The organism is Campylobacter magnus (assembly GCF_028649595.1).
In the GTDB taxonomy this organism is placed as follows: Bacteria; Campylobacterota; Campylobacteria; order Campylobacterales; family Campylobacteraceae; genus Campylobacter; species Campylobacter magnus.
The window spans coordinates 28,894-51,178 of sequence record NZ_JAQSLK010000002.1 but is presented as its reverse complement, the minus strand read 5'-3'; the positions used below and the strand labels follow the sequence as shown (position 1 = coordinate 51,178).

Below are 22,285 nucleotides of genomic sequence, written 5' to 3'. Positions count from 1 at the left end.
TACAATTTGGCAAATAATTTTCAAAAAAGAGTAAAAAATGAGTAAAAAATGTATTTTAGTAATAACTGATGGAATCGGCGCAAATCCTGATAAAAATGACGCTAGCAATGCTTTTATGAGGGCAAAAAAGCCTACTTATGATATGCTTTTTAAAAAGGCAAATTTCTGCTATCTTAAAACCAGCGGTCTAGCTGTGGGCTTGCCTAGTGGGCAAATGGGAAATAGCGAGGTTGGTCACATGACAATAGGCTCAGGACGCATACTATATCAAAGCCTAGTTAAGATTGATAAAGCAATTGAAAATGGCAAGCTAGCTAGTAACCCTGCCCTAAAAGAGCTTCTAGCAAAATGCCAGCGCATTCATATAATAGGGCTTTATAGCGATGGTGGCGTACACTCGCATTTGCGCCACTTTGACGCTCTTATAGATATAGTAAAATCTGCTGGGGCAAAGCCCATAATCCACGCTATCACAGATGGTCGTGATGTGGTGCCTACTACTGGGGCAGGCTTTATAGAGCATTTAAGCAAGAAGTATGAAATAGCTAGCATTTGCGGACGCTTTTATGCTATGGATAGAGATAAGCGCTGGGATAGAGTAGAGAGTGCTTATAGAGTGATTGCTGAGAATTCTAATTTAAGCGAGCTTAGCCCTAATGAATATATGAAAAAAAGCTATGAAAATGAGATTTTTGATGAGTTTATAAAGCCTGCTAGCTTTTATGACTTTGGTGGCATCAAAGCTGATGATGGCATAGTTTTTGTAAATTTTAGAAATGACAGGGCTCGTGAGCTTTGCTCGGCTCTTAGCGTGGCTGATTTTAGCGAGTTTGAGCGCAAAAATATTTGCCCTAATCTAATCACAATTACTAAGTATGATGATAAGTTTACTTTCCCTGTGATGTTTGCCCCTGATGAGATAAATAACACTCTAGCGCAAGTAATAGCAGCAAATAACCTACGCCAGCTACACACCGCTGAGACTGAGAAATACGCTCATGTGACTTTTTTCTTTAATGGTGGCAAAGAAGAGTGCGTAGAAAATGAAGCCAGAGTGCTAATCCCAAGCCCAAAGGTAGCAACCTATGATGAAAAACCAGAAATGAGTGCTTATGAAGTTTGCGATGCGGTGCTAAAAGGGCTTGATGAGGGCTTTGATTTTATAGTAGTGAATTTCGCAAATGGCGATATGGTAGGACACACAGGCGATATAGATGCAGCCACAAAGGCAGTCGAGGCTGTAGATAGCTGTCTTGGCAAAATTATACAAAAAGCTAGCGCAAATGGCTACGAATACATACAAATCAGCGACCATGGCAACTGCGAGGCACTGCGCTCAGCTAGTGGCGAAATGCTTACAAATCACACCACTTTTGATGTATTTTGCTTTGTGCTTACTAGCGATGGTAGAAGATTGGAAATGGCAAGCGATGCAGGACTAGCAAATGTCGCTCCTAGCGTGCTAAAACTAATGGAGCTTGAAATTCCAAAAGAAATGGAAAAGCCGATTTTCTAGGCTTTGCTAGGGAATTCTAGAATTCCCTAAATTATGCTAAAATAAAAAATTTAAAAGCAATTCTAATATTGTGCACCTAGTGTGGCAAAACTGAGCGAGCACGAGCGTAGATAGAACAAATAGTTCATCAAGCAATTGCGAGCGAAGTTTGGTCGCAATAGGTGTGCAAGACGAATTGCTACAAAGGAGAATAAATATGAAATTTAGTGGAAAAAATGTCCTAATAACCGGCGCAAGTCGTGGAATAGGCGCAAGTATTGCTGAGAATTTAGCTGGCATGGGTTTAAAAGTATGGATAAACTACCGCAGCGACCCAGCACCTGCTGATGAGCTAAAAGCAAAGATTGAAAGCATTGGAGCAGTAGCAGCTCTAATTAAGTTTGATGCAAGTGACGAGAGCGGCTGGGCCGAGGCGATAAAGCTAATAACTGAAAGCGATGGCGAGCTAAGCTATCTTGTAAATAACGCTGGAATTACAAATGATAAACTTGCACTTCGCATGAGCGAGAGTGATTTTACAAGCGTGATTGACGCAAATTTAAAAAGTGCGTTTTTAGGCTGCAGAGAGGCTCTAAAAGTAATGAGTAAAAAACGCTTTGGTGCGGTGGTAAATATCGCCTCAATCGTGGGCGAAATGGGCAATGCTGGGCAAGTAAACTACTCAGCTAGCAAAGGTGGCATGATAGCTATGAGCAAAAGCTTTGCCAAAGAAGGCGCAAGCCGCAGTGTGCGCTATAACTGCGTAACTCCTGGCTTTATTGAAACAGCAATGACTGAGAAATTAAGCGATGAAGTAAAGGACTACTACGCAAAAAATATCCCGCTAGGCCGCATGGGCAAGGCTAGCGAAATTGCTGATGCGGTGGCGTTTTTGCTAAGCGATCATGCTAGCTATATCACAGGCGAGACGCTAAAAGTAAATGGCGGACTTTTGATGTAAGGAATTCTAGAATTCCTAGGAGTTTTTATAGGAATTCTAGATTTTTTTCTAGCTTTAAGCAATAATTTAAGCAAAATTATATTATTATTAGCAATTCTATTTTTATTAAGGAGTTCAATATGGCAATTTTTGACGAAGTAAGAGATGTAGTAGTAGAGCAACTAAGCGTGGCTCCAGATGCTGTAAAATTAGAGTCTAAAATCATCGAGGATCTAGGTGCTGATTCACTTGATGTAGTAGAGCTTGTGATGGCTCTTGAAGAGAAATTCGAAGTAGAAATTCCAGATAGCGAAGCTGAGAAGCTAAAAACTATCCAAGATGTAGTTACTTTCGTAGAAGGTCTAAAGAAATAATGCTAGGTGCATTGTTTAAAGGACTTTAATGAACAGAGTAGTAGTAACTGGCATCGGTATGATAAATGCCCTTGGCAATGATGCAAAAAGCTCGTTTAAAGCCATTTGCGAGGGAAAAACTGGTGTGAAAAAAATCACACTATTTGATCCCAGCGAGTTTCCTGTGCAAATCGCAGCTGAAATAAGCGATTTTAATCCTGAGAGCGTTGTAGATCCAAAAGATGTAAAAAAGCTTGATAGATTTATCGTGCTAGGACATGTGGCAGCTGATGAGGCTATGAAAGACTGCGGACTTAGTGAGTTTGAGCCAGATGAGTTTGGTATAAGCTCAGCTGCTGGTATAGGCGGCTTGCCAAATATAGAAAAAAACTCAAATATCTGCTTAGAGCGTGGCCCTCGTAGGATTTCTCCATTTTTTGTGCCATCAGCACTTGTAAATATGCTAGGTGGCGTAATTAGCATAAAACATAATCTAAAAGGTCCAAATGTCGCTAGTGTAACAGCCTGCGCTGCTGGAACTCACGCTATTATAGAGGCTGCAAAGACTATTATGGTAGGTGAAGCAAGAGCTATGCTAGTAGTTGGAGCTGAGAGCACTATTTGTCCTGTGGGCATAGGCGGCTTTGCTGCTATGAAGGCACTCTCTACTCGTAATGACGACCCAGAGCATGCTAGCCGTCCTTTTGATGGCGGTAGAGATGGCTTTGTTATGGGAGAGGGAGCTGGTGCTCTAGTGCTTGAAGACTATGAAAGCGCAAAGGCAAGAGGCGCAAAGATTTATGCTGAGCTAATAGGCTTTGGCGAGAGCGGCGATGCTCATCACATCACTAGCCCTAGTCTTGATGGACCAGTAAGGGCGATAAAAAGAGCTCTTAAAATGGCAGGCGATGTAAAGATTGATTATATCAATGCTCACGGCACATCAACACCAGCAAATGACAAAAACGAAACCGCAGCTCTAAAAGAGATTTTTGGCTCAAATGTTCCGCTAGTTAGTTCCACAAAAGGACAGACTGGACACTGTCTAGGCGCAGCTGGAGCAATAGAAGCTGTGATTTCTATCATGGCTATGAATGAGGGCATTGTCCCACCTACCATAAACCAGCTTGAAAAAGACGAAGACTGCGATTTGGATTATGTAGCAAATACTGCTAGAAAAGCAGAGCTAAATGTCGTAATGAGCGAGAACTTTGGCTTTGGTGGCACAAACGGCGCAGTAATATTTAAAAGAGTTTAGTTTTGGCAAATTATTTAGATTTTGAAAAAAACATAAAACAGCTTGATGAAGACATCATGAACGCTAGGATAAGAGGCGATGATGAGGCTGTGGCGATTTTAAATAGAAATCTTGAAAAAGAAATAGCAAAGACTTACAAAGGGCTAGATGAGTATCAACGCCTAGCCCTAGCTCGCCACCCTGATCGTCCTTATATGCTAGATTATGTTCGTGCGCTTTTTAGCGATGCAAAAGAAATTCACGGAGACAGAGCCTTTAAAGACGATACTTCTATCGTGTGTTTTCTAGGCTATATCGGTGGTAAAAAAGTAGTTATCATCGGCGAGCAAAAAGGCCGTGGCACAAAGTATAAAATCATGAGAAACTTCGGTATGCCGCATCCTGAGGGTTACCGCAAGGCTCTAAGGGTTGCAAGGCTGGCTGAGAAATTTGAGATTCCTATTGTATTTTTTATAGATACTCCAGGTGCTTATCCAGGGATTGGCGCAGAAGAGCGTGGGCAAAGCGAGGCAATAGCTAGAAATCTAGCAGAGCTTGCTACACTTCGCACTCGCACAATCTCAATTGTAATTGGCGAAGGCGGCAGTGGCGGCGCGCTTGCTATTGGCGTGGCTGATCGCTTTGCTATGCTAAAAAACTCAGTTTTTTCAGTAATTTCGCCTGAGGGCTGCGCGGCTATATTGTGGAACGACCCAGCAAAGGTTCAAGCAGCCACAAAGGCTATGCAAATCACTGCTGATGAGCTAAAAGCCCAAGGACTAATAGATGCTGTAATAGACGAGCCTATAAACGGAGCTCACCGTGACAAGCAAGGCGCAGCGCAGTTTGTAGGCGACTATATCGTTAGCGAGCTAAACGAGCTTGAAAAACACAGCATTGACGAGGTCATCTCGCAGCGCATGGAGCGCATACTAAACAAAGGTAGCTTTACTAGCTAATCTAGAATTTCACTTTAAGCTTTTAGGACAAAGTCTTAGAGTTTTAGGAATTCTAGATTGAATTTCTTAAAATAATTTACTGCTTAATTTAAGCTAAATTTCTAATAAAGTTTTCACTCATTTTGCCTTTATTTTTAAAAGGATAATAAATATTAAGCTTTTTCTAGTTAGGAATTCTAGAATTCCTAGGCTTTTGGGGGTTAGGGGGTATTTTTTATCTTATGGAATTCTAGTTTAGGAATTCTCTTTGGGAATTCTATAATTCCTAGGCTAAATTCTAGAATTCCTTAGAAAAAAGGGGTTTAAAGTGGCTTGCCCCTTTCTCTTGCCAGACACGAAACTAGCGAGCTGGGCTAGATTTATCTAACCCAAAAGCGAGCTAAAAAAGAATTCTAAAATTCCCAAGCTAAATTCTAGAATTCCTTAGAAAAAAATCTAGAATTCCTTAGAAAAAGGGGTATTTTTATTAGGGAATTCTAGATTAAGGAATTTTAGATTAGGAATTCTCTTTAGGAATTCTAGATTGAGAATTCTAGGCTAATATTTATAATCTTATAAAATATAAATTACAAATTACAAAAATACCCCTAACCCCAAAAACTTAGCAAAGAGTGGATGCGAAGCAAAAATAGGAATTCTAGATCAGGGAATTTTAGATTAAGGAATTATCTTTAAAAATTCTAGAATTCCTAGGCAAAATACCCCTAACCCCAAAAAACTTAGCAAATAGCGGATGCGTAGCAAAAATAGGAATTCTCTTTGGGAATTCTAGATTAAGGAATTTTAGATTAAGAATTCTAGTTTAAGGAATTCTAGAATTCCTAGGAATAAAATCGCTAAAAATCTAGAATTCCTATGTAAAATACTCCAACCAGCGGATGCTAAGCAAAAATAGAATTCTAGATTAGGAATTCTCTTTATGAATTCTCTTTGGGAATTCTAGATTAAGGAATTTTAGTTTAAGGAATTCTAAATTAGGGAATTCTAGAATTCCTAGGCAAAATACCCCTTAACCCCCAAAACCTAGCAAAGAGCGGATGCGAAGCAAAAAGGCAAACGCAAAGCACGGTTGCGTAGCAAAATAGGAATTCTAGTTTAGGAATTTTCTTTGGGAATTCTAGTTCGCAGCCTAGGAATTTTAGAATTCCCTAAGAAATTTTCCTAGGAATTCTAGAATTCCCTAGGCTTCTTTTGTGATAGTAGCGATGGGATTTAGCCCAGCTAGTTCTGTGATTTTAGCGCAGTAGAGTTTGCCATTTTCTAGCTTTTCTATCTCGCTTTCGTTTATTAGCACCTCGCCGTCTATGTCCCTATCCCACGCTAGCGGTTTTGCGCTGTAAAACAGCTCGCTCTCATCACTTTTGCCGTTTAAATACACTAAAATCTCTTTGCCCCTCATCGCTGCTAGGCTCGTATTTAGCGCCTTTGTAGTGATTTTTTCTATCTTTTTTAGGCGTGAGTTTATTATTTTTTTGCTCACTTGCTCCATGTCATAAGCAAGGGTGTTTTCTTCGCGCGAATACGCAAAAGCAGAAATTCTATCAAAAGAAAAACTCTCTAAAAACTCGCAAAGCTCATTAAAATCAGCCTCGCTCTCGCCAGGATGCCCCACGATAACCCCAGTTCGCAAAAAGCTATCAGGCGCTGCTCTCATCGTCTCTAAAAGCTTTAAAATATGCTCTTTTGGCGTGCCACGGCGCATAGTGTTTAAAAGGCTTTCGCTTATGTGCTGAATAGGCATATCAAAATAATTCACAAAAACAGGGCTAGCGATGATTTTACGGACTAGTTCTAGCGAAGTAGAACTTGGATAAAGATACAAAATGCGAGCCGAGCGCACACCAGCGATGCCCTCTACCGCATCAATCAAAGCCAAAAGCCCATCACGCTCACCGCTGTCTTTCATATAAGAGCTAGAATCTTGCGCTATAAAGCTAAAATCTTTATATCCACGCCCCACTAGCTCTTTTATTTCAGCGCTTATTGCACTTAGCGAGCGACTTTGAAGCTTACCTTTAAAAGTAGGTATAGCACAAAAGGCGCATTTTTGATTGCAACCCTCGCTTATTTTTATGTATGCGTGGTAGTTTGAGCCAGTTATTACTCTGCTTTCTTGCTCTTGTAAAAACACAGCGTTTTTAAAGTCCGCATTCTCACGCTTTGCGATAAGCTCATCAATCTTAGCAAAGTCCCCAAGCCCAGCAAAAAGATCAACCTCACCTTCAAGCTCACGCATTAGCTCATCAGCATAGCGCTGCATAAGACAGCCAGTAACTACCAAAAGCGAGCCCTTTTTACGCTCGCTACTAAGCTCTAAAATCGCTCTAATGCTTTCTTCTTTAGCACTTTCTATAAAGCCGCAGGTATTTACAATCAGCACATCAGCACTGCTTACATCATCAGTGATTTCATAGTTTTTTAGCCGTCCTAGCATGACCTCGCTATCTACTAGATTTTTATTACAGCCAAGCGAGATTAGATATAGTTTTGCCATTTTTTAACTCACAGCCAAAGATTATCAATAAGCCTAGTTTTGCCCACATACGCAGCGATTAGGATTATGCTTTTATCTGTTTGTATTTGATTTATGCTATTTAGTTCTCTATCACAAATCTCGATATAGTCTATTTTAAGTGGGTTTAGCACCTTTGCCATCTCAGCTTTTATCACATCACTACTAAAAGTACCTGCGCTTACTAGTGCTTTTGCCTTTACCAAAGCACGATATAGCTTACACGCCTCGATCAGCTCGCTCTCATCTAGATATGAGTTGCGACTTGAAAGTGCTAGCCCATCCCCTGCCCTGATTATATCGCAAGGCACGATTTCTATATCAAAAAATAAGCTTTTTACTAGATTTTGGACGATGATTAGTTGTTGGGTGTCTTTTTTGCCAAAATACGCACGCATAGGACGAATTATGTTAAAAAACTTAGCCAAAACAGTACAAACCCCATCAAAATGCCCAGGTCTAGTAGCACCCTCTAAAATGCTAGCTAGCGCACTAGGGGCTTTTATACTAATATCGCTTGGATACATTTGACTAACCTTGGGCAAAAATATAGCAGTTGCCCCAGCAGCCTTTGCTACCTCTATGTCGTGCGCCTCATCTCTTGGATAGTTTTCTAAATCCTCTCCAGGCAAAAACTGCGTAGGATTTACAAAAACGCTTACAATGCTAACTTCATTATCTTGAACTGATTTTTTTATAAGGCTTTCATGACCTGCGTGAAGTGCGCCCATGGTAGGCACAAAGCCGATTTCTTTGCCTTGATTTAAAATTAGAAAATCTTTTACTTCGGCGATATTTCTTAAAATTTGCATAAAGAATCCTAAAATTTAAAAAATAAAAGCCAACATTTTAGCACTTCGCCCTTAAAAACTTATAAAATTTAAAAAATCTTGTGCTATAATTTCTAAAAACTTAAGGATAAAAAATGCAGATTTTAAAATTTTCACAGCCGGATTTTGACGAAAAATTCAGCATTTTAGCAAATCGTGGCGAGATGGATATGAGTGAGGTTATGCCAAGAGTGGCTAGCATAATAGCTGAAATTCGCAAAAGTGGCGATAAGGCACTTTGCGAGCAAATAGCTCGCTTTGATAACTGGGAGCCAAAAAGTGGCTATGAGCTAAAAATCAGCACAGATGAGATGGAGCAAGCATGGAATTCTACCGATGAAAAGCTAAAAGAAGCCCTAAAAATCGCCTATGAGCGTATAAAAGCCTACCACGAAAAGCAGATTGAAAAAAGTTGGCTAAGCTATGAAAAAGATGGAGCTGTTTTGGGGCAAAAAATAACGCCAGTTGATCGTGCTGGGCTATATATCCCAGGCGGCAAGGCTGCTTATCCTAGCTCACTACTTATGAACGCAGTGCCAGCGATAGTAGCAGGAGTCGGTGATATCAGTGTTTGCACGCCTGCTGTGGGCGGGGAGGTAAATGCTCTGCTTCTAGCTGCTATGCACATGCTAGGCATAAAAAACGCCTATAAAGTAGGTGGCGCAAGCGCAGTTGCTGTAATGGCGTATGGCACAGATACTATTAGTAAAGTAGATGTGATAACTGGACCTGGAAACATATATGTAGCAACGGCTAAAAAAATGGTCTTTGGCGATGTTAACATTGACATGATAGCAGGACCTAGCGAAATAGGCGTTATCGCTGATAGTAGCTGTAATGCTCACAATATCGCAGTAGATCTGCTAAGCCAAGCTGAACACGATGAGATAGCAAGTAGTTTTTTAATCACCTTTGATGAGGGGCTAGCAAAGGCAATTGAGACTGAGATGATGAGCGTTTTGACTACTTTAAAGCGTGAGAAAATAGCAAGAGCAAGCGTGGAAAATAAAGCTGCTATCATAATCGCAAGGGATAAAGCCCACGCAATAGCACTAGCAAATGAGCTTGCTGTAGAACATCTAGAAATCGCTACAAATGATGCGTGGGAGTATTTACCGCATATCAAACACGCAGGCGCAGTATTTTTAGGGCACTTTACGCCTGAGGCTGTGGGCGACTACCTAGCAGGGCCAAATCACACCTTGCCGACAGGCGGCACAGCTAGATTTTTTAGCCCACTTGGAGTAAATAACTTCGTAAAGAGAAGCTCAGTAATAGCTATGAATGAAAAAACCTTGCGCGAACTAGCCCCAGCGTGCATGGCACTTGCTAGCGCAGAAGGACTTGGCGCGCACGAGCTATCAATAAAAGTAAGACAATAAATATTGCTTAAATTCTAGAATTTGGACTTTTTAAATTCTAGAATTTAAGAGCAATTCAAGAGCTAAATTCTAGAATTTGAAAATTCTTTGCTTTTTGCTTGTTTTTTGCTCTACATTGCCATAAATTAAAATATTTTGTAAGTTTTAAGTAGTGGTGGCATTAAGCACATCTATTAAAAGATTGTCATTCATTTTCTACCCTTTCAGTTCGATTTTTTCATATGCGTAACCACTTTTGTCAAAAAACATTTTAAGATTTTTTGGCTCAATTTTTATTCTTTGCTTTAAATAAACATCCACTTCTTTTTGGATATTTTTATTTAGCATTGTTATATTTATAATTTTTTCATCTTGTTTAATCAAATAAGCATCAAATAATCTATATTCTTTTAAATTTCTAGAAAATAAATAATACGAGAATTTTCCAATCACACCTAATATTATAAGAAGTGGCATAAAAGGAAATAAAGCAAAATGGACAAATTTATTATAATTTGATAGTTTTTGTGACTTATGATAAATCGGCTCAAAAGTTTTGTAAATCTCAAAATTAGTGCTTAGATCTATATTTTCAAGCTCGTTATTTTCTTGTAAAAAATATATTTTATTGTTTGTAAGTTTTACTAATCGTTTATTTTTATATTTAGCATATTGAGTTATAGTTGGGACAAACATAAGAATGGCGCAAAACAAAATATTTGTTCCAGGCTTTAAAACAGCTATCAACAAACACGCAAAGATTAGTGGAGATTCTCTTAATAAAATAAATAATAAATTCATATCTTTTATTACAATAGGCTCTTTATCGTAATCTCTCATTTTACCTCGCTTTTGAAAAAAGAGCAGAATTATATAAAAATAAAGCTCAAAAAATTACACTTATATAAAACTAATAATTTTTTTTAAGAAAATTTTAAAAAATATAAAGTACGATTGCTAGAAAATATTTTGCCAAGCTGATACTTAAATTCTAGAATTTAAGTAGAAAAAATTTTGGAATTTTAAGAAATGCTTAACTAAAATTGGTATAAAATTTGCTTATCTAAAAACAAAAAAGGCTTCAAGGAGGATAAAATGGCAATGACAATCGGTTCAACGGATTACACAACCGGACTTCAAAACAAATATATGAACAACGCTCAAAGTAGCGCAAGCAAAGCTCTAGGCAATATCTCAGCACTTCGCGCGCTAAGTGGGACTGATACAGCAAACCTAGCTATCGCAGACGCACTTCGCAGCGATGCTAATGGAGCACGCCAAGGCCTAGCAAACGCAAATGACGCAATCGGCATGATGCAAATCGCAGATGGCGCATTAAGCAGTCTAAATGACGCTACAAACCGCATGAGCGAACTAAGCGTGCGAGCAGTAAATGGCGTAAAGCTTGATGCAAATGGAAATATTGATCCAAGTTCTATGAATACTGACTATCAAAAAGCGATTTCAAGCGAAATGAGCGCACTAAAAGAGAGTATGCAAGGCAGCATTGACCAAGCTACTTTTAATGGTAAAAGCGTGTTTGGCGGTCAGTTAAACTTTGAGACAACTAGTGGCGTAATCGGTGTAAATGTAGAAGCACCAAACCTAAATCAGCTTGATATCAGTAATCCACAAAGCATAAAAGACTTTAGAGACACAATAAACCGCATGAGAAGCGATATAGGCGCAGCACAAAACAATATCGCAAGCAACGCAGAGAGCATAGCTATAAAAAATATAAATCTAACAGCTAGCCAGAGCCAACTACAAAACAGCGATATAGCAAAGAATTATAGCAATTTACAAGCTTCAAATATGAAACTAAACGCTGCTACAATCGCAAGCGCACATAACTTTGCTGGCCTTCAAAACAAAGTAGCTACTTTACTTGCTTAATTTAAAATTCCTAAGCATTTTAGCTTAGGAATTCTAGAATTCTAGATTTTTTTCTAGGAATTCTAGAATTTTTTCTAGGAATTCTAGATTTTCTACATTTTTTTCACAGAGGGAATATGAGAGCTTTTGGCGAATGGGAAGAACAAAGTGCGCTGCTGCTAGCCTTGCCGAATAAAAACACTGACTGGGCACCGTATTTAAAAGAGATACTTGATAGCTACTATGAGCTTATAACTGCTGTTAGCAAATACCAAAAAATCATACTTTTAGCCAAGGATACCAAAGAGAATTCTAGATTTAAAATGCCAAATGTAGAGTTTGCGCCTGTGGCTGTAAATGATACTTGGATTCGTGATTATGGCGTTATTTGCGCTGATGATGGCTCTGGTGTGAGATACTATGATTTTTGCTTTGATGCTTGGGGTGGGAAGTTTGAGTCCGTCCTTGATAATGCTGCAAACAAAGAACTTTTTAGACTTGGCGCGTTAAAAGGCAAGCGCTATGAAATTCCGCTAGTGCTAGAGGGCGGCAGCGTGGATTTTAATGGTTCTGGTGTGATGCTAACTACTACAGAGTGCTTACTAAATGCTAATCGTGGCTCAAGAGATAAGCAAAATCTAGAATTCCAGCTAAAAGAGCTTTTTGGCTTAGAGCAAATAATCTGGCTAGAAAATGGAGAGATTTTAGGCGATGATACAGATAGTCATGTTGATACTTTGGCTAGATTTATTGACCCTCACACCATAGCCTACGCAGCTTGTGATGATAAGGCCGATCCGCACTACCTGCCACTTTCAAAAATGAAAAGCGAACTAGAAAAAACTGGCTTTGATCTAGTGCCGCTGCCGCTGCCAAAGCCTGTGATGTTTGAAAATAGACGCCTTGGGGCTACATATGCGAATTTTATTTTTATAAATGACGCTCTTATCGTGCCTACATACGGCGATAAAAAAGCTGATGAAACTGTGCTAAATGCGCTAGCAAAGCATGTTAAAAATAGAGATATCATCCCTATTGATGCTAGGGTTTTTATCCGCCAAAATGGCAGTTTGCATTGTAGTTCGCAAAATATCTATAAAGGCAGTAAATGAGTGCCAAAAAAAGCTTTATTACTCCACCTTTTATAGCTGGACTTACTGCTAGCGTGCTTGCTGTTATCAAGCTAGTTTTTGGGCTTAGCAGTGGTTCTATGGCTGTTGTTAGCTCTGCGCTTGACTCACTTGGGGATTGCTTAGTAAGTGCGATTAACTTTTTTGCGCTTAAAAAAGCCAATGCTCAGCCAAATGAGAAATTTAACTTCGGCTATGGCAAGATTGAAGCACTCACTACGCTATTTGAGGGCTTTTTTATCATGGGGGCAGGCTTGCTTGTCGCTTATGGTGGAGTTATGAAAATACTAAACCCTGAGCCTATTGATTTTAGCATAGGTGCTGTGGTTATGGTGATTTCGCTTGTGATGACAACTGCGCTTGTTATTTACCTGCGCCGCGCGGCTGCTAAATACGATAGTATGATTATCTACGCTGATGCTACGCATTATCAAGTAGATTTGCTTACAAACGCAGCCACGCTAGCAGCTTTGATAGTCGTTCATTTTAGCGGTTTAGTCATTATTGATGCGCTTTTTGGTATAGGTGTTAGTGCTTATATTGTATTGCAAGCTATGCCACTCATCAAAGAAAGCGTGTATATGCTTCTAGATGGCTCACTACCTACTGAGATAACAGATGAGATAAAAGAGCTAATAGCCAAAAAAGAGCCTATTCTCTCAACCCACCTAATCCGCACTAGAAAAAGTGGAAATATTTGCTATTTTGGCGTTCATTTGGTGTTTGATCCAAACATTACCCTAGCCAAAGCCCACGAGTGCGAAGCAGAGCTAGAAAAAGAAATAAAAGAGAGATTTAGCCAAAATAAATGGATATTTGAAATTCACTTTGATATCACAGATGATGAAGAGATTGAAAGGGGCGAAATATGAATGAGCTAAATATAGCTATCATAGCACATGCTTATGAAGGCAGCAAAGAAGCAAGCATTGCTAAAACCTGCGCTTTAATAGAGCGTGCAGCAAAAGGCGGTGCACAGCTAGTTTGCCTTAGCGAGCTACATCAAGGGGCATATTTTTGCCAAAGGCAAAATGTAGATAACTTTGATCTAGCAAAGGATTTTAATAGCGATTGCGAGTTTTGGGGCTCTATAGCAAAAAAACACGCTATAGTGCTAGTAACTTCGCTATTTGAAAGGCGCAGTGCTGGGCTGTATTTTAACACAGCGGTGGTCTTTGAAAAAGATGGCTCTATAGCTGGCAAATACCGCAAAATGCATATCCCAGATGATCCAAACTTCTATGAAAAGTTTTATTTTACCCCAGGTGATCTTGGCTTTGAGCCCATAAAAACTAGCCTTGGCACACTTGGCGTGCTAGTGTGCTGGGATCAGTGGTATCCAGAAGCTGCTCGCATAATGGCTCTAAAAGGAGCTGAAATTCTTATATACCCAACAGCTATAGGCTGGTTTGATGGTGATAGCAGCGATGAAAAAGCTCGCCAGCTTGATGCGTGGATGGCTGTGCAAAGAGGGCACGCAGTAGCTAATGGCTTGCCGGTAGTAGCGATAAATCGCATAGGCTTTGAAAGTGCTAGGCTAAGCGATAAAAACGCACTTTGCGCTGGGAATGAGGGCATTAGATTTTGGGGGCATAGTTTTGTTTATGGACCTCAGGGCGAAAAGCTCTTTGAAAGTGATGAGAATAGCGAGGTTTGTGAGGTGATCAAGCTTGATAAAGGGCGCTGTGAAAATGTGCGTAGATGGTGGCCGTTTTTGCGTGATAGGCGCATAGATAGCTACAAAAAAATTCTAAAAAGATTTTGTTAAAAAAACTTAGATAAAACTTATTAAGAATTCTAGAATTCCTAATAAGTTTTAACCAAAAAATAAACTTTTTACAATAAATTTTTAAAAAAATCATTTTTTAAGTAAAAAAGACTTACAAATTCGCTATAATTCCGCAAAAATTTAAAGGGTGAAAAAATGTTAAATTCAATTAGCAAAAAAGTCATCTTGGGTATAAGCATTGTTTTGCTTATCAGCTTTGGTATACTTGAAGCTATTATTATAAATGAGTTTCAAAGCTACAATAAAAAATCTGCCAAAGAAAATATCGCAATGATGGGAGAGTCTATCTTTCAAACCGTGCGAACATCGATGAATACAGGCGACCCTGAGGTGATTATGGGCACAGTTCACGAAGCTAGCCAAATCGAAGGTGTAAGCTCACTAGTAATTTACCGCTCAGACACCATAGCCGAAATCTTTAATCTAGAAAAAACTCCACCAAAAGATGATATAATCGCAAATCAGTTTAAAAATCCAGAAAAAATCACGCTAGAATTACAAAAAGGTGATCAACACCTACTTCGCCAAATCGTGCCTTTTGTAGCCAAAGCCCAGTGTCTGGCCTGCCACGCAAACGCAGCTGAGGGTGAGGTGCTTGGTGTGATGGATCTAGAATACTCACTAAACAAACTTGATGAGGAGACCTTTGAGGCTAGCAAGCTATTTTTAGCTATTTTTATAATTTCTCTTATTATTACCTTGCTTGTAGTAGTAGGGCTTCTTCGCCATGTAGTAATCTTGCCAATAAATAACCTACTAGCAAAAGCAAAAGATCTAGCTGTAGGCGAAGGCGATCTAAGAGCTCGCATCGATGTTCGCTCAAAAGATGAAATAGGCTCAAGCTCAGCAAATATCAATCAGTTCATAGAAAAAATTCAAAACACAATCATAGCTGTCAAAAAAGACGCAGATAATGTAGATGAACAAAGCGAGTCACTATACTCAAACTCAAACAAACTCTCAAGCAATGTCCAAGACGGACTAAAGCAACTTGAAAGTCTAAGTGAAATTTCACACCAAGTAGAAGACGAGCTTGAAAACTCTAAGGTTCTAGCAAGAGAAGCGGCTAACTCAAACAAAAGCTCATTTACTGAACTTGGAGTGATGATAACAGAGCTTGATAAGTTTGTAGGCAGAGTCCAAAGCGCAAACAAAGAAGAACAAGCCCTAGCAGCCCAAAGCAAAGAACTAGTAGCCAAAACTGAGGCTATCAAAAATATCCTTGGCACCATAGCAGAAGTCAGCGAGCAAACAAACTTACTAGCGCTAAATGCTGCTATAGAAGCAGCTCGTGCTGGCGAAGTAGGTCGTGGATTTGCAGTAGTAGCTGAAGAAGTTCGCAAACTAGCCGAACAAACAGATCAAAGACTAGCTCAAATAGACGCTGATGCTAATAGCCTAATAAAAGAAGTAAATAGCCTAGGTCGCGCCCTAGCAAGCAACGCTACTAAAATCGGTCAGCTAAACGATGATGCCAGCTCACTAATAGCACAAGCTAGACAAACACAACAAAACAATAGCAATGCCCTTGAAATGGTAAGTAGCGTGGCACAAAAAGCTGAGAGTATCAAAACTCAAATCGACAAGCTAACAAAATGCGTAGATGAAAGCAATCAAATAACCAAAAACAACGCTGAAATCTGTGATAATGTAGCTGCCTCAGCTACCAAGCTACACGATACTACAATCAGCCTAGAAAAACGCCTAAGCAACTTTAAAGTGTAATAAAACAAGGAATTCTAGATGAAATTCTAGAATTCCTACATCTCTAAGCAATACCAAAAAGGTAAATTCTAATAATCTAGAATTCCTACTAGAATTTTTAAAATGCTAAAAATCGGAGAAAAATTGATAAAACTAAGCAAAGCCAAACCAGCTGATATAAAAGCAATGCAAACCCTAGTCGCCCCGCAAGTAGAAGCTGGCATAATACTACCTAGAAGCGATGATGAAGTAGCCCAAAACATTCGCTCGTATATCCTAGCTAAAAGTGGTGAGCAAATCATCGGCTTTGGTGCTTTGCACATAATAGCCCCCGACCTTGCTGAGGTTCGCTCGCTAATCGTAGCACCAAGCGAACAAAAAAGCGGTATAGGTGCAAAAATCGTAAACGAACTAATCGCTGAGGCTAGAGAACTTGGGCTTACAAGGGTTATTGCCCTAACCTACGCTCAAGGTTTTTTTGAAAAACTTGGCTTTAAGTTAATAGAAAAAAACCAAATCCCAAGCCAAAAAATATGGAGTGACTGCGTAAAATGCAAACACTTTCCAATCTGCGACGAAAAAGCCCTAATGCTCTGGCTCTAAGCCTTTTGCTCGTAGCTATCATAATCTACGAGATGCTTAGCACGGCGTTTTTATTTTTGCCACCACTTATGGGTGTGATTTTTACTTATTTAGTAGAAAAGCGCCGTGAGGCAGAAAAACTGCTCTCAGGTGTGGCTATGCCGTGGTTTGCGACTTTTGCTCTACTCATATTTGCTGAGCAGTTACATGGCTTTGTACTTTTTAGCTCGGCTATTTCGTATTTGCTGTTTTATCATATTTTTTATGAGTGGGTGGTGATAAACTTTAAAGCTCGCATTATACAGCTTGCTATTTTTAACGGGGCTGCTTATATAGGCACATATAGCATTAGCAATCTAGTGCTATATGTGCTAGATCGTGAGCTTTTGCGCTACTCGGTAGAGTATGTGTATTTCATCATTGCTGAGTGCTTGCTTTGTCTTTTTATATTTAAAGAAAGTAAAATATGAGAATAAAAATTGCCTTTACCTTGCTTGCTTTAATGTGGATTCTGCTACTAACTAGAGTGTATTATCTAAGCATAAAATCAAACAAATACTACGAGCAAATAGCCGAACAAAACTCTATAAAATCAGAGCGCATCGCCCCTGTGCGTGGGCAAATCCTAGACCGCAATCACCAGCCACTAGCTGTAAATGACCTTGGTTTTAGCATAAATATCAAACCACACATTAAAAAAGATGCTGAGCTAAATAGCTATATAGAGCATATTGTCTCGGTTTTTCCTGAGTTAAATGCTACCCAGCTTGCTAAAAACTACCGCCGCTTAGACTCACCTTATCACCAAGATTTCGTGCCAGTAGTGGAGTTTTTGGACTACAACAAAACCCTTACTCGCTACGCTCAGCTTGAACTAAATGATGCTATTTCGGTGCGCGCTACATCAAAAAGGCTATATCCCTACGGCGATCTAGCAAGCCACATCATCGGCTACATAGGCAGGGCAAATCTAAAAGACACAGAAGAAGACCCTACCACAAAGTTAACAAACTACATAGGTAGAGCTGGTATAGAGCGCTTTTATAATGATGATTTGCAAGGCATCCCAGGACAGCGCCGCACCAGAGTAACAGCACTAAATCAACGAGTAGAACTAGTAGAACAAATCAATCCATCAAGCTCTGATGTAATGCTCTCAATAGATCTAGAATTGCAAAAATATTTACTAGAAGCCTTTGGTGAGCAAAGAGCAGGTGCGATAATCGTTATGAATGCTAAAAATGGAGAGATTTTAGCAGCGGCTAGCTTTCCTGAGTACGACCTAAACCCCTTTGTGCTAGGAATTCCGCAAAAAGAATGGGATGAGCTGATAAATGACATTGACCATCCTTTTACAAACAAGCTTGTAAATGCCCTATATCCGCCAGGTAGCGTTATTAAAATGACTATGGGAATGGCGTTTTTTAATAGCAATTTGTTTAATGCTCACTCGCCTATACTTTGCGATGCGTATTTTGAACTAGGTGATCGCAAGTTTCGCAACTGGACAGATAAAATCAACTACAATATGACCATAGTAGATGCTATCAAAACTAGCTGCGATACCTACTTTTATAGGGGGGCGTATCATGTGGGGATTGATAGGATTACTCCGGTGCTTGAGCGATATGGCTTTGGCGTGCGAACTGGAATTGACCTGCCAAATGAGTATGTGGGAGTAGCACCAGGCAAAGAGTGGAAACGCAAACGCACCAAAGAGCCGTGGTTTCAAGGTGATACCATAAATACATCCATAGGGCAAGGCAATTTTTTGGTAACGCCGGTTCAAATTGCTAAAAATACAGCTATTTTTGCTACTGGGCGTTCTGTTACGCCGCATTTTGCGCTTAGAGTGGGAGAAAAAGAGCTAGTCTGGGATAGTAATGATACTATGAGCGAGAGCGAAAAAGCTGCTCTGCCAGAGGTTCGCCGTGGTATGTGGGCGGTGGCAAATGAGCCTGGCGGGACTGGATTTAGAGCCCTAGCAGGCGCAAAAATAAGGCTTGGTGCAAAAACTGGCACCGCTCAGGTTGTAGGCATCAGCCAAAGCGAAAAAGTGCGTATAAAAGAAGAAGCCATGGAGTATCTAAACCGCTCTCATGCGTGGATCACCACCTATGGTCCAGTTGAAGAGCCGCAGTATGTAGTAACTGTGCTCGTCGAACACGGTGCGCACGGCGGCAGCACTGGTGGACCAATCGCAGCAAGAGTATATAATAAGCTAATTGAACTTGGCTATATAGATGAAAAATACCTAAAAACGGCTAAGAAATAATCTAGAATTCGCTATGGAATTCTAGATTAAGGAATTCTAGAATTTTGCTAGGAATTCTAGAATTTTGTTAGGAATTCTAGAATTAAGAATTCTATATTTAGGAATTCTATATTTAAGAATTCTATATTTAAGAATTCTATATTTAGGAATTCTATATTTAGGAATTCTAGTTTTAGGAATTCTAGAATTTTACTAGAAATTCTAGAATTTTGTTAGGAATTCTAGATTTAAGAATTCTAGAATTTTACTAGGAATTCTAAAATTAAGAATTCTAGATTTAAGAATTCTAGAATTTTGCTAGGAATTCTAGTTTTAGGAATTCTAGAATTCCTAGGTAAAAAATACCCCCTAACCCCCAAAAAGCAAGCAACCACCGGATGCGAAGCAACCAGCGGATGCAAAGCAAAAAAAACCATAGCTGCTAGCAGATACAAAATAATAAAAATATTTTTAAATATTTAATAGCATAAAAAATATTTTAAATGATTTTTATGCTATAATACGCTAAAAATGCTACATAAAGAGTAAAATATGATTATTTCAATAATAAATAAAAAAGGTGGCGTGGGAAAAACCTCATTTGGCTTTTCTATAGCAAAGGATTTGGAGCTGTATTTACAAAGCAATGATGCTAGCATAATCGAGAGCATTTATCCAAATATGAGCAAAATCTCAGCGCAGCCAAAGCTAATTGATAACTGCGTTTATGATTTTGGCGGATTTGTGAGCGCTGGCGTGCTAGACATAGCCACAAAAAGTGATTTTATCATTGTGCCTTGTACTGCGCTATATAATAGCATTTTGCGCACGAGTGAGACTATAAACGAGCTAAAAGAGGTAAATAAAAATATCATCGTGCTAATAACAGACTACACAAGCGACGAGGACAAAGAGCAAGTAGAAAGTGCGCTTAAAAGTAGCTTTAAAAATCTAAAATATTTTTATTTTAAACGCTCAAAAATACTAGAAAACTCAATGCGACTTGGCGGGTCATTTAAAGAACTTGGTGAGGCTAGCCCCTTATTAAAAGTGGCTTATAGGAATTTTCTTGGTGAGTATGATCGGCTTTTAAAAACATTAAAAAGTATTTAAAATATTTTTTATGCTTTAAAAATATAAATAACATTTAAAAGGCTAAATATGCAAAAAAAAGATATAAACGAAGTTTTAAAAGAAGCAAATAGCTCTGGTATCACAGCACAGCGCACCTTTGAAGCCCAGGATAGACCTAGGGGTAGAAAGCCAAAAAACGAGGACGAAAAAGCAAATCAAAGAGTGTGCTTATACCTTACAAAAGATGAGTACGCAAAGCTTGAGAGCATTTCACAGCAAAAGTTTTTAGGCATGTCAGCCCAAAGCTTAGCAAAACAAGCCTTGCTAAAGTTCATTAGTGAGCAAAGTTAGGGCTAAAATGGGGATTTTACAACGTAGCCTTAGCATAGCAGGTAGGGTGATAAAAGTGCTTGGATTTATGCTATTTCTTTTTGTTTTGGGGCTTGATATCCTCTATCACGCAGTGGTGCTAAGTAGCGATCAAATCATCTTTTCAAATGCTAAAATGGCTGAGATTTTAAGCATTTTTATGGCTGAGTGCATTTTGTTTTTTATAAGCTTTTTTATCTTGTTTTAGTATGTCTGTTTTTTGGGCTCAAATTGCTAGTTTTAGCTTTTAAAAAGCCCTAAAATACTAGCACAGTTCTGCTAAAAAGCCTTAAATGCTAAAATTATTTTATACCTCATTCTGCGCTTTATAGCCTTTTGCCTTTGCAAATGTGCTTAAATCATCTTTTATCCCATCAGCCAAGCTGCACTCCTAGCTAAGCAAACTTCTAGTAAAGCATGAAATATTAAGCAAATCATCAATTATAAACTTGCTCAAAATCACCACTTCATAAGGCTTGTATTTTTTAGCCTTAAAGACAAATTTTTTAAAATAACAGCAAAATAGCAGCAGTTTTAAAAAAATAGTCAGTATTGAAGCAAACAAAGCATGTATCAAAAAGATTTAGAGATTCTTTGTAAAAAGCTTAAAATAAAGAAAATGGTGGAGGTGTGCAGGGTCGAACTGCAGTCCAAAAAAGCGTCCAAAAACTCATCTACATGTTTAGCAAAAGTGAAAATTTCGCTCTTGCAGGCTCACTTTCCAAAACCTCTTACAAAAGCTAAGCAAGATTTTCGTCCCTTGTGCTAGCCGGGCACAAAAGCTTAGTCCCTATAATGACCCAAATCAGCACGCCTAGAGACGAGCGCACCACAGGGGCTCAACTGAACTTACGCAGCTTTAGCGTAAGCAGGAGCAAATTTAACGTTGTTTGCGTTTAATTTTAATTTAGGCTTTTTAAGCTATGCCAAAAGCTACATGCGAGCTAATCTCGGCTCTCCTGTCGAAGCCAAATCACCCCCACAAAAAAGTGGACGGCAATTCTACTACTTTTTACTTAAAATAAGATTAAAATTCTAGAATTCCTATACAAAATTCTTAGAAATTCTAGAATTTCCTAGAAAACTAGAATTCCTAAGCTAAATTCTAGAATTCCTTAAATAAAATCCAGAATTCCTATACAAAATTCTTAGGAATTATAGAATTCCCTAGAAAACTAGAATTCCTAAGCTAAATTCTAGAATTCCTTAAATAAAATCTAGAATTCCCATATAAAATTCTTAGGAATTCTAGAATTCCTAGGCAAAAATCTAGGCTAAAAGCATGCCTTTTGCGACTTCATCTCTTTTTGCTCTACCCTCTAGTAGCTCTAAAAGAGCAAGACCAAAATCATATGCTGTGCCTGGTCCTCTTGAAGTGATGATTTTGCCCTCAATCACTACTTTTTCTTTGCTTGGGGCGCTAGTGCTTACATTACTCTCAAAGCCAGGGTAGCAAGTATAAGCGCCTTTTATAAGCCCAGCCTTAGCAAGCGCCATAGGTGCTGCGCAGATTGCCGCGCAGTATTTGCCAGAGTTTGCCTGAGAAAGTAGAAGCTCTCTTAGCTCGCTACTCTGGCTTAGGTACTCGGCGCCTGGCAAGCCACCTGGCAAAATAATCATATCGCAAGTGCTAAAATCATAGCTTTTTAGCGTGCTATCAGTCTTTATGCTCACGCCATGCGCACCTATGACCTCACTACTATCCAAGCCCACAAGGCTAGCATCCACGCCACCTCTGCGCAAAATATCAAGTGGAGCGATAGCCTCAATCTCCTCAAAGCCAGTTGCTAGAATTATTGCTGCTTTCATCTTTTCTCCTTT

Annotated in this window: 23 protein-coding genes, 1 other RNA gene and 1 pseudogene; 19 read left to right on the top strand and 6 right to left on the bottom strand. The window is 39.1% G+C overall.

Features of this window, described 5'->3' with window-relative positions; all coding sequences use genetic code 11:
* Positions 1 to 37 precede the first annotated feature (37 nt).
* The 5 genes from gpmI (at position 38) to PTQ34_RS02675 (ending at position 4,984) form a co-directional block, all read left to right on the top strand.
* Positions 38 to 1,516 carry a 2,3-bisphosphoglycerate-independent phosphoglycerate mutase gene (gene gpmI / locus PTQ34_RS02695; RefSeq protein WP_273931930.1) on the top strand — a complete coding sequence of 493 codons (1,479 nt, stop codon included), beginning with the start codon at positions 38 to 40 and terminating at the stop codon, positions 1,514 to 1,516.
* A 196-nt stretch (positions 1,517 to 1,712) separates the two neighbouring features.
* The gene (fabG, locus tag PTQ34_RS02690; protein ID WP_273931929.1) at positions 1,713 to 2,456 is read left to right on the top strand and encodes a 3-oxoacyl-ACP reductase FabG; all 744 of its coding nucleotides are present in this window, start codon (positions 1,713 to 1,715) and stop codon (positions 2,454 to 2,456) included.
* A 119-nt stretch (positions 2,457 to 2,575) separates the two neighbouring features.
* Positions 2,576 to 2,809: an acyl carrier protein gene (gene acpP, locus PTQ34_RS02685; RefSeq protein ID WP_273929954.1), complete on the top strand. Its 234-nt coding sequence runs from the start codon at positions 2,576 to 2,578 to the stop codon at positions 2,807 to 2,809.
* A 28-nt stretch (positions 2,810 to 2,837) separates the two neighbouring features.
* Positions 2,838 to 4,046 carry a beta-ketoacyl-ACP synthase II gene (locus tag PTQ34_RS02680; protein ID WP_273931928.1) on the top strand — a complete coding sequence of 403 codons (1,209 nt, stop codon included), beginning with the start codon at positions 2,838 to 2,840 and terminating at the stop codon, positions 4,044 to 4,046.
* A 2-nt stretch (positions 4,047 to 4,048) separates the two neighbouring features.
* Positions 4,049 to 4,984 carry an acetyl-CoA carboxylase carboxyltransferase subunit alpha gene (locus tag PTQ34_RS02675; RefSeq protein WP_273931927.1) on the top strand — a complete coding sequence of 312 codons (936 nt, stop codon included), beginning with the start codon at positions 4,049 to 4,051 and terminating at the stop codon, positions 4,982 to 4,984.
* Between the two features lie 1,180 nt (positions 4,985 to 6,164).
* Here PTQ34_RS02675 and PTQ34_RS02670 read toward each other — a convergent pair.
* Together PTQ34_RS02670 and panC are read right to left on the bottom strand one after the other, a co-directional pair.
* Positions 6,165 to 7,478, bottom strand: a complete 1,314-nt coding sequence (locus tag PTQ34_RS02670) for a MiaB/RimO family radical SAM methylthiotransferase (RefSeq protein ID WP_273931926.1) — start codon at positions 7,476 to 7,478, stop codon at positions 6,165 to 6,167.
* Between the two features lie 8 nt (positions 7,479 to 7,486).
* Entirely contained in the window at positions 7,487 to 8,308 is an 822-nt protein-coding gene (gene panC, locus PTQ34_RS02665; protein WP_273931925.1) for a pantoate--beta-alanine ligase, read from the bottom strand.
* A 113-nt stretch (positions 8,309 to 8,421) separates the two neighbouring features.
* Between panC and hisD the strand changes: the two genes are divergently transcribed.
* On the top strand, positions 8,422 to 9,708 hold the full coding sequence (gene hisD / locus PTQ34_RS02660; RefSeq protein ID WP_273931924.1) for a histidinol dehydrogenase: 1,287 nt from the start codon (positions 8,422 to 8,424) through the stop codon (positions 9,706 to 9,708).
* Positions 9,709 to 9,903: 195 nt separating this feature from the next.
* Here hisD and PTQ34_RS02655 read toward each other — a convergent pair whose 3' ends face one another.
* Positions 9,904 to 10,527, bottom strand: a complete 624-nt coding sequence (locus tag PTQ34_RS02655) for a hypothetical protein (RefSeq protein WP_273931923.1) — start codon at positions 10,525 to 10,527, stop codon at positions 9,904 to 9,906.
* Between the two features lie 255 nt (positions 10,528 to 10,782).
* Here PTQ34_RS02655 and PTQ34_RS02650 point away from each other — a divergent pair, with 255 nt between their 5' ends.
* The 13 genes and pseudogenes from PTQ34_RS02650 to PTQ34_RS02595 all read left to right on the top strand — a co-directional run bounded on the left by PTQ34_RS02650 (position 10,783) and on the right by PTQ34_RS02595 (position 20,672).
* Complete coding sequence (locus PTQ34_RS02650) at positions 10,783 to 11,583, top strand: flagellin (RefSeq protein ID WP_273931922.1); 801 nt, start codon at positions 10,783 to 10,785, stop codon at positions 11,581 to 11,583.
* A gap of 116 nt (positions 11,584 to 11,699) precedes the next feature.
* Entirely contained in the window at positions 11,700 to 12,674 is a 975-nt protein-coding gene (locus PTQ34_RS02645) for an agmatine deiminase family protein (RefSeq protein ID WP_273931921.1), read from the top strand.
* Complete coding sequence (locus PTQ34_RS02640; RefSeq protein WP_273931920.1) at positions 12,671 to 13,564, top strand: cation diffusion facilitator family transporter; 894 nt, start codon at positions 12,671 to 12,673, stop codon at positions 13,562 to 13,564. Before PTQ34_RS02645 ends, PTQ34_RS02640 begins: the two co-directional genes overlap by 4 nt.
* Entirely contained in the window at positions 13,561 to 14,460 is a 900-nt protein-coding gene (locus tag PTQ34_RS02635) for a carbon-nitrogen hydrolase (protein ID WP_273931919.1), read from the top strand. The genes PTQ34_RS02640 and PTQ34_RS02635 overlap by 4 nt, the downstream gene beginning before the upstream one ends.
* A 156-nt stretch (positions 14,461 to 14,616) precedes the next feature.
* Positions 14,617 to 15,348, top strand: a pseudogene (locus PTQ34_RS08860) (HAMP domain-containing protein); the annotation flags it as partial.
* Positions 15,349 to 15,585: 237 nt separating this feature from the next.
* Positions 15,586 to 16,206, top strand: coding sequence for a methyl-accepting chemotaxis protein (locus PTQ34_RS08855; RefSeq protein ID WP_404814899.1), 621 nt, complete (start codon positions 15,586 to 15,588; stop codon positions 16,204 to 16,206).
* A gap of 123 nt (positions 16,207 to 16,329) precedes the next feature.
* Complete coding sequence (locus PTQ34_RS02625) at positions 16,330 to 16,788, top strand: N-acetyltransferase (protein ID WP_273931917.1); 459 nt, start codon at positions 16,330 to 16,332, stop codon at positions 16,786 to 16,788.
* The gene (locus PTQ34_RS02620) at positions 16,737 to 17,237 is read left to right on the top strand and encodes a hypothetical protein (protein ID WP_273929967.1); all 501 of its coding nucleotides are present in this window, start codon (positions 16,737 to 16,739) and stop codon (positions 17,235 to 17,237) included. Before PTQ34_RS02625 ends, PTQ34_RS02620 begins: the two co-directional genes overlap by 52 nt.
* Positions 17,234 to 19,042, top strand: a complete 1,809-nt coding sequence (gene mrdA, locus PTQ34_RS02615; protein WP_273931916.1) for a penicillin-binding protein 2 — start codon at positions 17,234 to 17,236, stop codon at positions 19,040 to 19,042. Before PTQ34_RS02620 ends, mrdA begins: the two co-directional genes overlap by 4 nt.
* 81 nt (positions 19,043 to 19,123) lie before the next feature.
* Complete coding sequence (locus PTQ34_RS02610) at positions 19,124 to 19,258, top strand: pentapeptide repeat-containing protein (RefSeq protein WP_318532615.1); 135 nt, start codon at positions 19,124 to 19,126, stop codon at positions 19,256 to 19,258.
* A 315-nt stretch (positions 19,259 to 19,573) separates the two neighbouring features.
* Entirely contained in the window at positions 19,574 to 20,134 is a 561-nt protein-coding gene (locus PTQ34_RS02605; protein ID WP_273931913.1) for a P-loop NTPase family protein, read from the top strand.
* A gap of 48 nt (positions 20,135 to 20,182) precedes the next feature.
* Positions 20,183 to 20,446, top strand: a complete 264-nt coding sequence (locus tag PTQ34_RS02600; RefSeq protein WP_273931911.1) for a ribbon-helix-helix domain-containing protein — start codon at positions 20,183 to 20,185, stop codon at positions 20,444 to 20,446.
* Positions 20,447 to 20,453: 7 nt separating this feature from the next.
* A complete protein-coding gene (locus PTQ34_RS02595) occupies positions 20,454 to 20,672 on the top strand; it encodes a hypothetical protein (protein WP_273931910.1) in 219 nt (72 codons plus the stop codon).
* 183 nt (positions 20,673 to 20,855) lie between these two features.
* Here PTQ34_RS02595 and PTQ34_RS02590 read toward each other — a convergent pair whose 3' ends face one another.
* From PTQ34_RS02590 to PTQ34_RS02580, 3 genes are all read right to left on the bottom strand, one after another.
* Positions 20,856 to 21,041: a hypothetical protein gene (locus PTQ34_RS02590; protein WP_273931909.1), complete on the bottom strand. Its 186-nt coding sequence runs from the start codon at positions 21,039 to 21,041 to the stop codon at positions 20,856 to 20,858.
* 43 nt (positions 21,042 to 21,084) lie between these two features.
* Positions 21,085 to 21,445: a transfer-messenger RNA gene (ssrA, locus tag PTQ34_RS02585) on the bottom strand.
* A 288-nt stretch (positions 21,446 to 21,733) separates the two neighbouring features.
* Positions 21,734 to 22,273, bottom strand: coding sequence for a DJ-1 family glyoxalase III (locus tag PTQ34_RS02580; protein WP_273931908.1), 540 nt, complete (start codon positions 22,271 to 22,273; stop codon positions 21,734 to 21,736).
* Positions 22,274 to 22,285: the final 12 nt, after the last annotated feature.

Bases quoted from the DNA above. Each gene is read 5' to 3' on its own strand.
- PTQ34_RS02620 (WP_273929967.1), top strand. From the start codon at position 16,737: ATGCAAACACTTTCCAATCTGCGACGAAAAAGCCCTAATGCTCTGGCT.
- PTQ34_RS02605 (WP_273931913.1), top strand. From the start codon at position 19,574: ATGATTATTTCAATAATAAATAAAAAAGGTGGCGTGGGAAAAACCTCA.
- fabG (WP_273931929.1), top strand. From the start codon at position 1,713: ATGAAATTTAGTGGAAAAAATGTCCTAATAACCGGCGCAAGTCGTGGA.
- PTQ34_RS02635 (WP_273931919.1), top strand. From the start codon at position 13,561: ATGAATGAGCTAAATATAGCTATCATAGCACATGCTTATGAAGGCAGC.
- gpmI (WP_273931930.1), top strand. From the start codon at position 38: ATGAGTAAAAAATGTATTTTAGTAATAACTGATGGAATCGGCGCAAAT.
- PTQ34_RS02600 (WP_273931911.1), top strand. From the start codon at position 20,183: ATGCAAAAAAAAGATATAAACGAAGTTTTAAAAGAAGCAAATAGCTCT.
- PTQ34_RS02650 (WP_273931922.1), top strand. From the start codon at position 10,783: ATGGCAATGACAATCGGTTCAACGGATTACACAACCGGACTTCAAAAC.
- PTQ34_RS08855 (WP_404814899.1), top strand. From the start codon at position 15,586: ATGATAACAGAGCTTGATAAGTTTGTAGGCAGAGTCCAAAGCGCAAAC.
- PTQ34_RS02670 (WP_273931926.1), bottom strand. From the start codon at position 7,478: ATGGCAAAACTATATCTAATCTCGCTTGGCTGTAATAAAAATCTAGTA.
- panC (WP_273931925.1), bottom strand. From the start codon at position 8,308: ATGCAAATTTTAAGAAATATCGCCGAAGTAAAAGATTTTCTAATTTTA.
- PTQ34_RS02645 (WP_273931921.1), top strand. From the start codon at position 11,700: ATGAGAGCTTTTGGCGAATGGGAAGAACAAAGTGCGCTGCTGCTAGCC.
- mrdA (WP_273931916.1), top strand. From the start codon at position 17,234: ATGAGAATAAAAATTGCCTTTACCTTGCTTGCTTTAATGTGGATTCTG.
- PTQ34_RS02655 (WP_273931923.1), bottom strand. From the start codon at position 10,527: ATGAGAGATTACGATAAAGAGCCTATTGTAATAAAAGATATGAATTTA.
- PTQ34_RS02580 (WP_273931908.1), bottom strand. From the start codon at position 22,273: ATGAAAGCAGCAATAATTCTAGCAACTGGCTTTGAGGAGATTGAGGCT.
- PTQ34_RS02680 (WP_273931928.1), top strand. From the start codon at position 2,838: ATGAACAGAGTAGTAGTAACTGGCATCGGTATGATAAATGCCCTTGGC.
- PTQ34_RS02640 (WP_273931920.1), top strand. From the start codon at position 12,671: ATGAGTGCCAAAAAAAGCTTTATTACTCCACCTTTTATAGCTGGACTT.
- hisD (WP_273931924.1), top strand. From the start codon at position 8,422: ATGCAGATTTTAAAATTTTCACAGCCGGATTTTGACGAAAAATTCAGC.
- acpP (WP_273929954.1), top strand. From the start codon at position 2,576: ATGGCAATTTTTGACGAAGTAAGAGATGTAGTAGTAGAGCAACTAAGC.
- PTQ34_RS02595 (WP_273931910.1), top strand. From the start codon at position 20,454: ATGGGGATTTTACAACGTAGCCTTAGCATAGCAGGTAGGGTGATAAAA.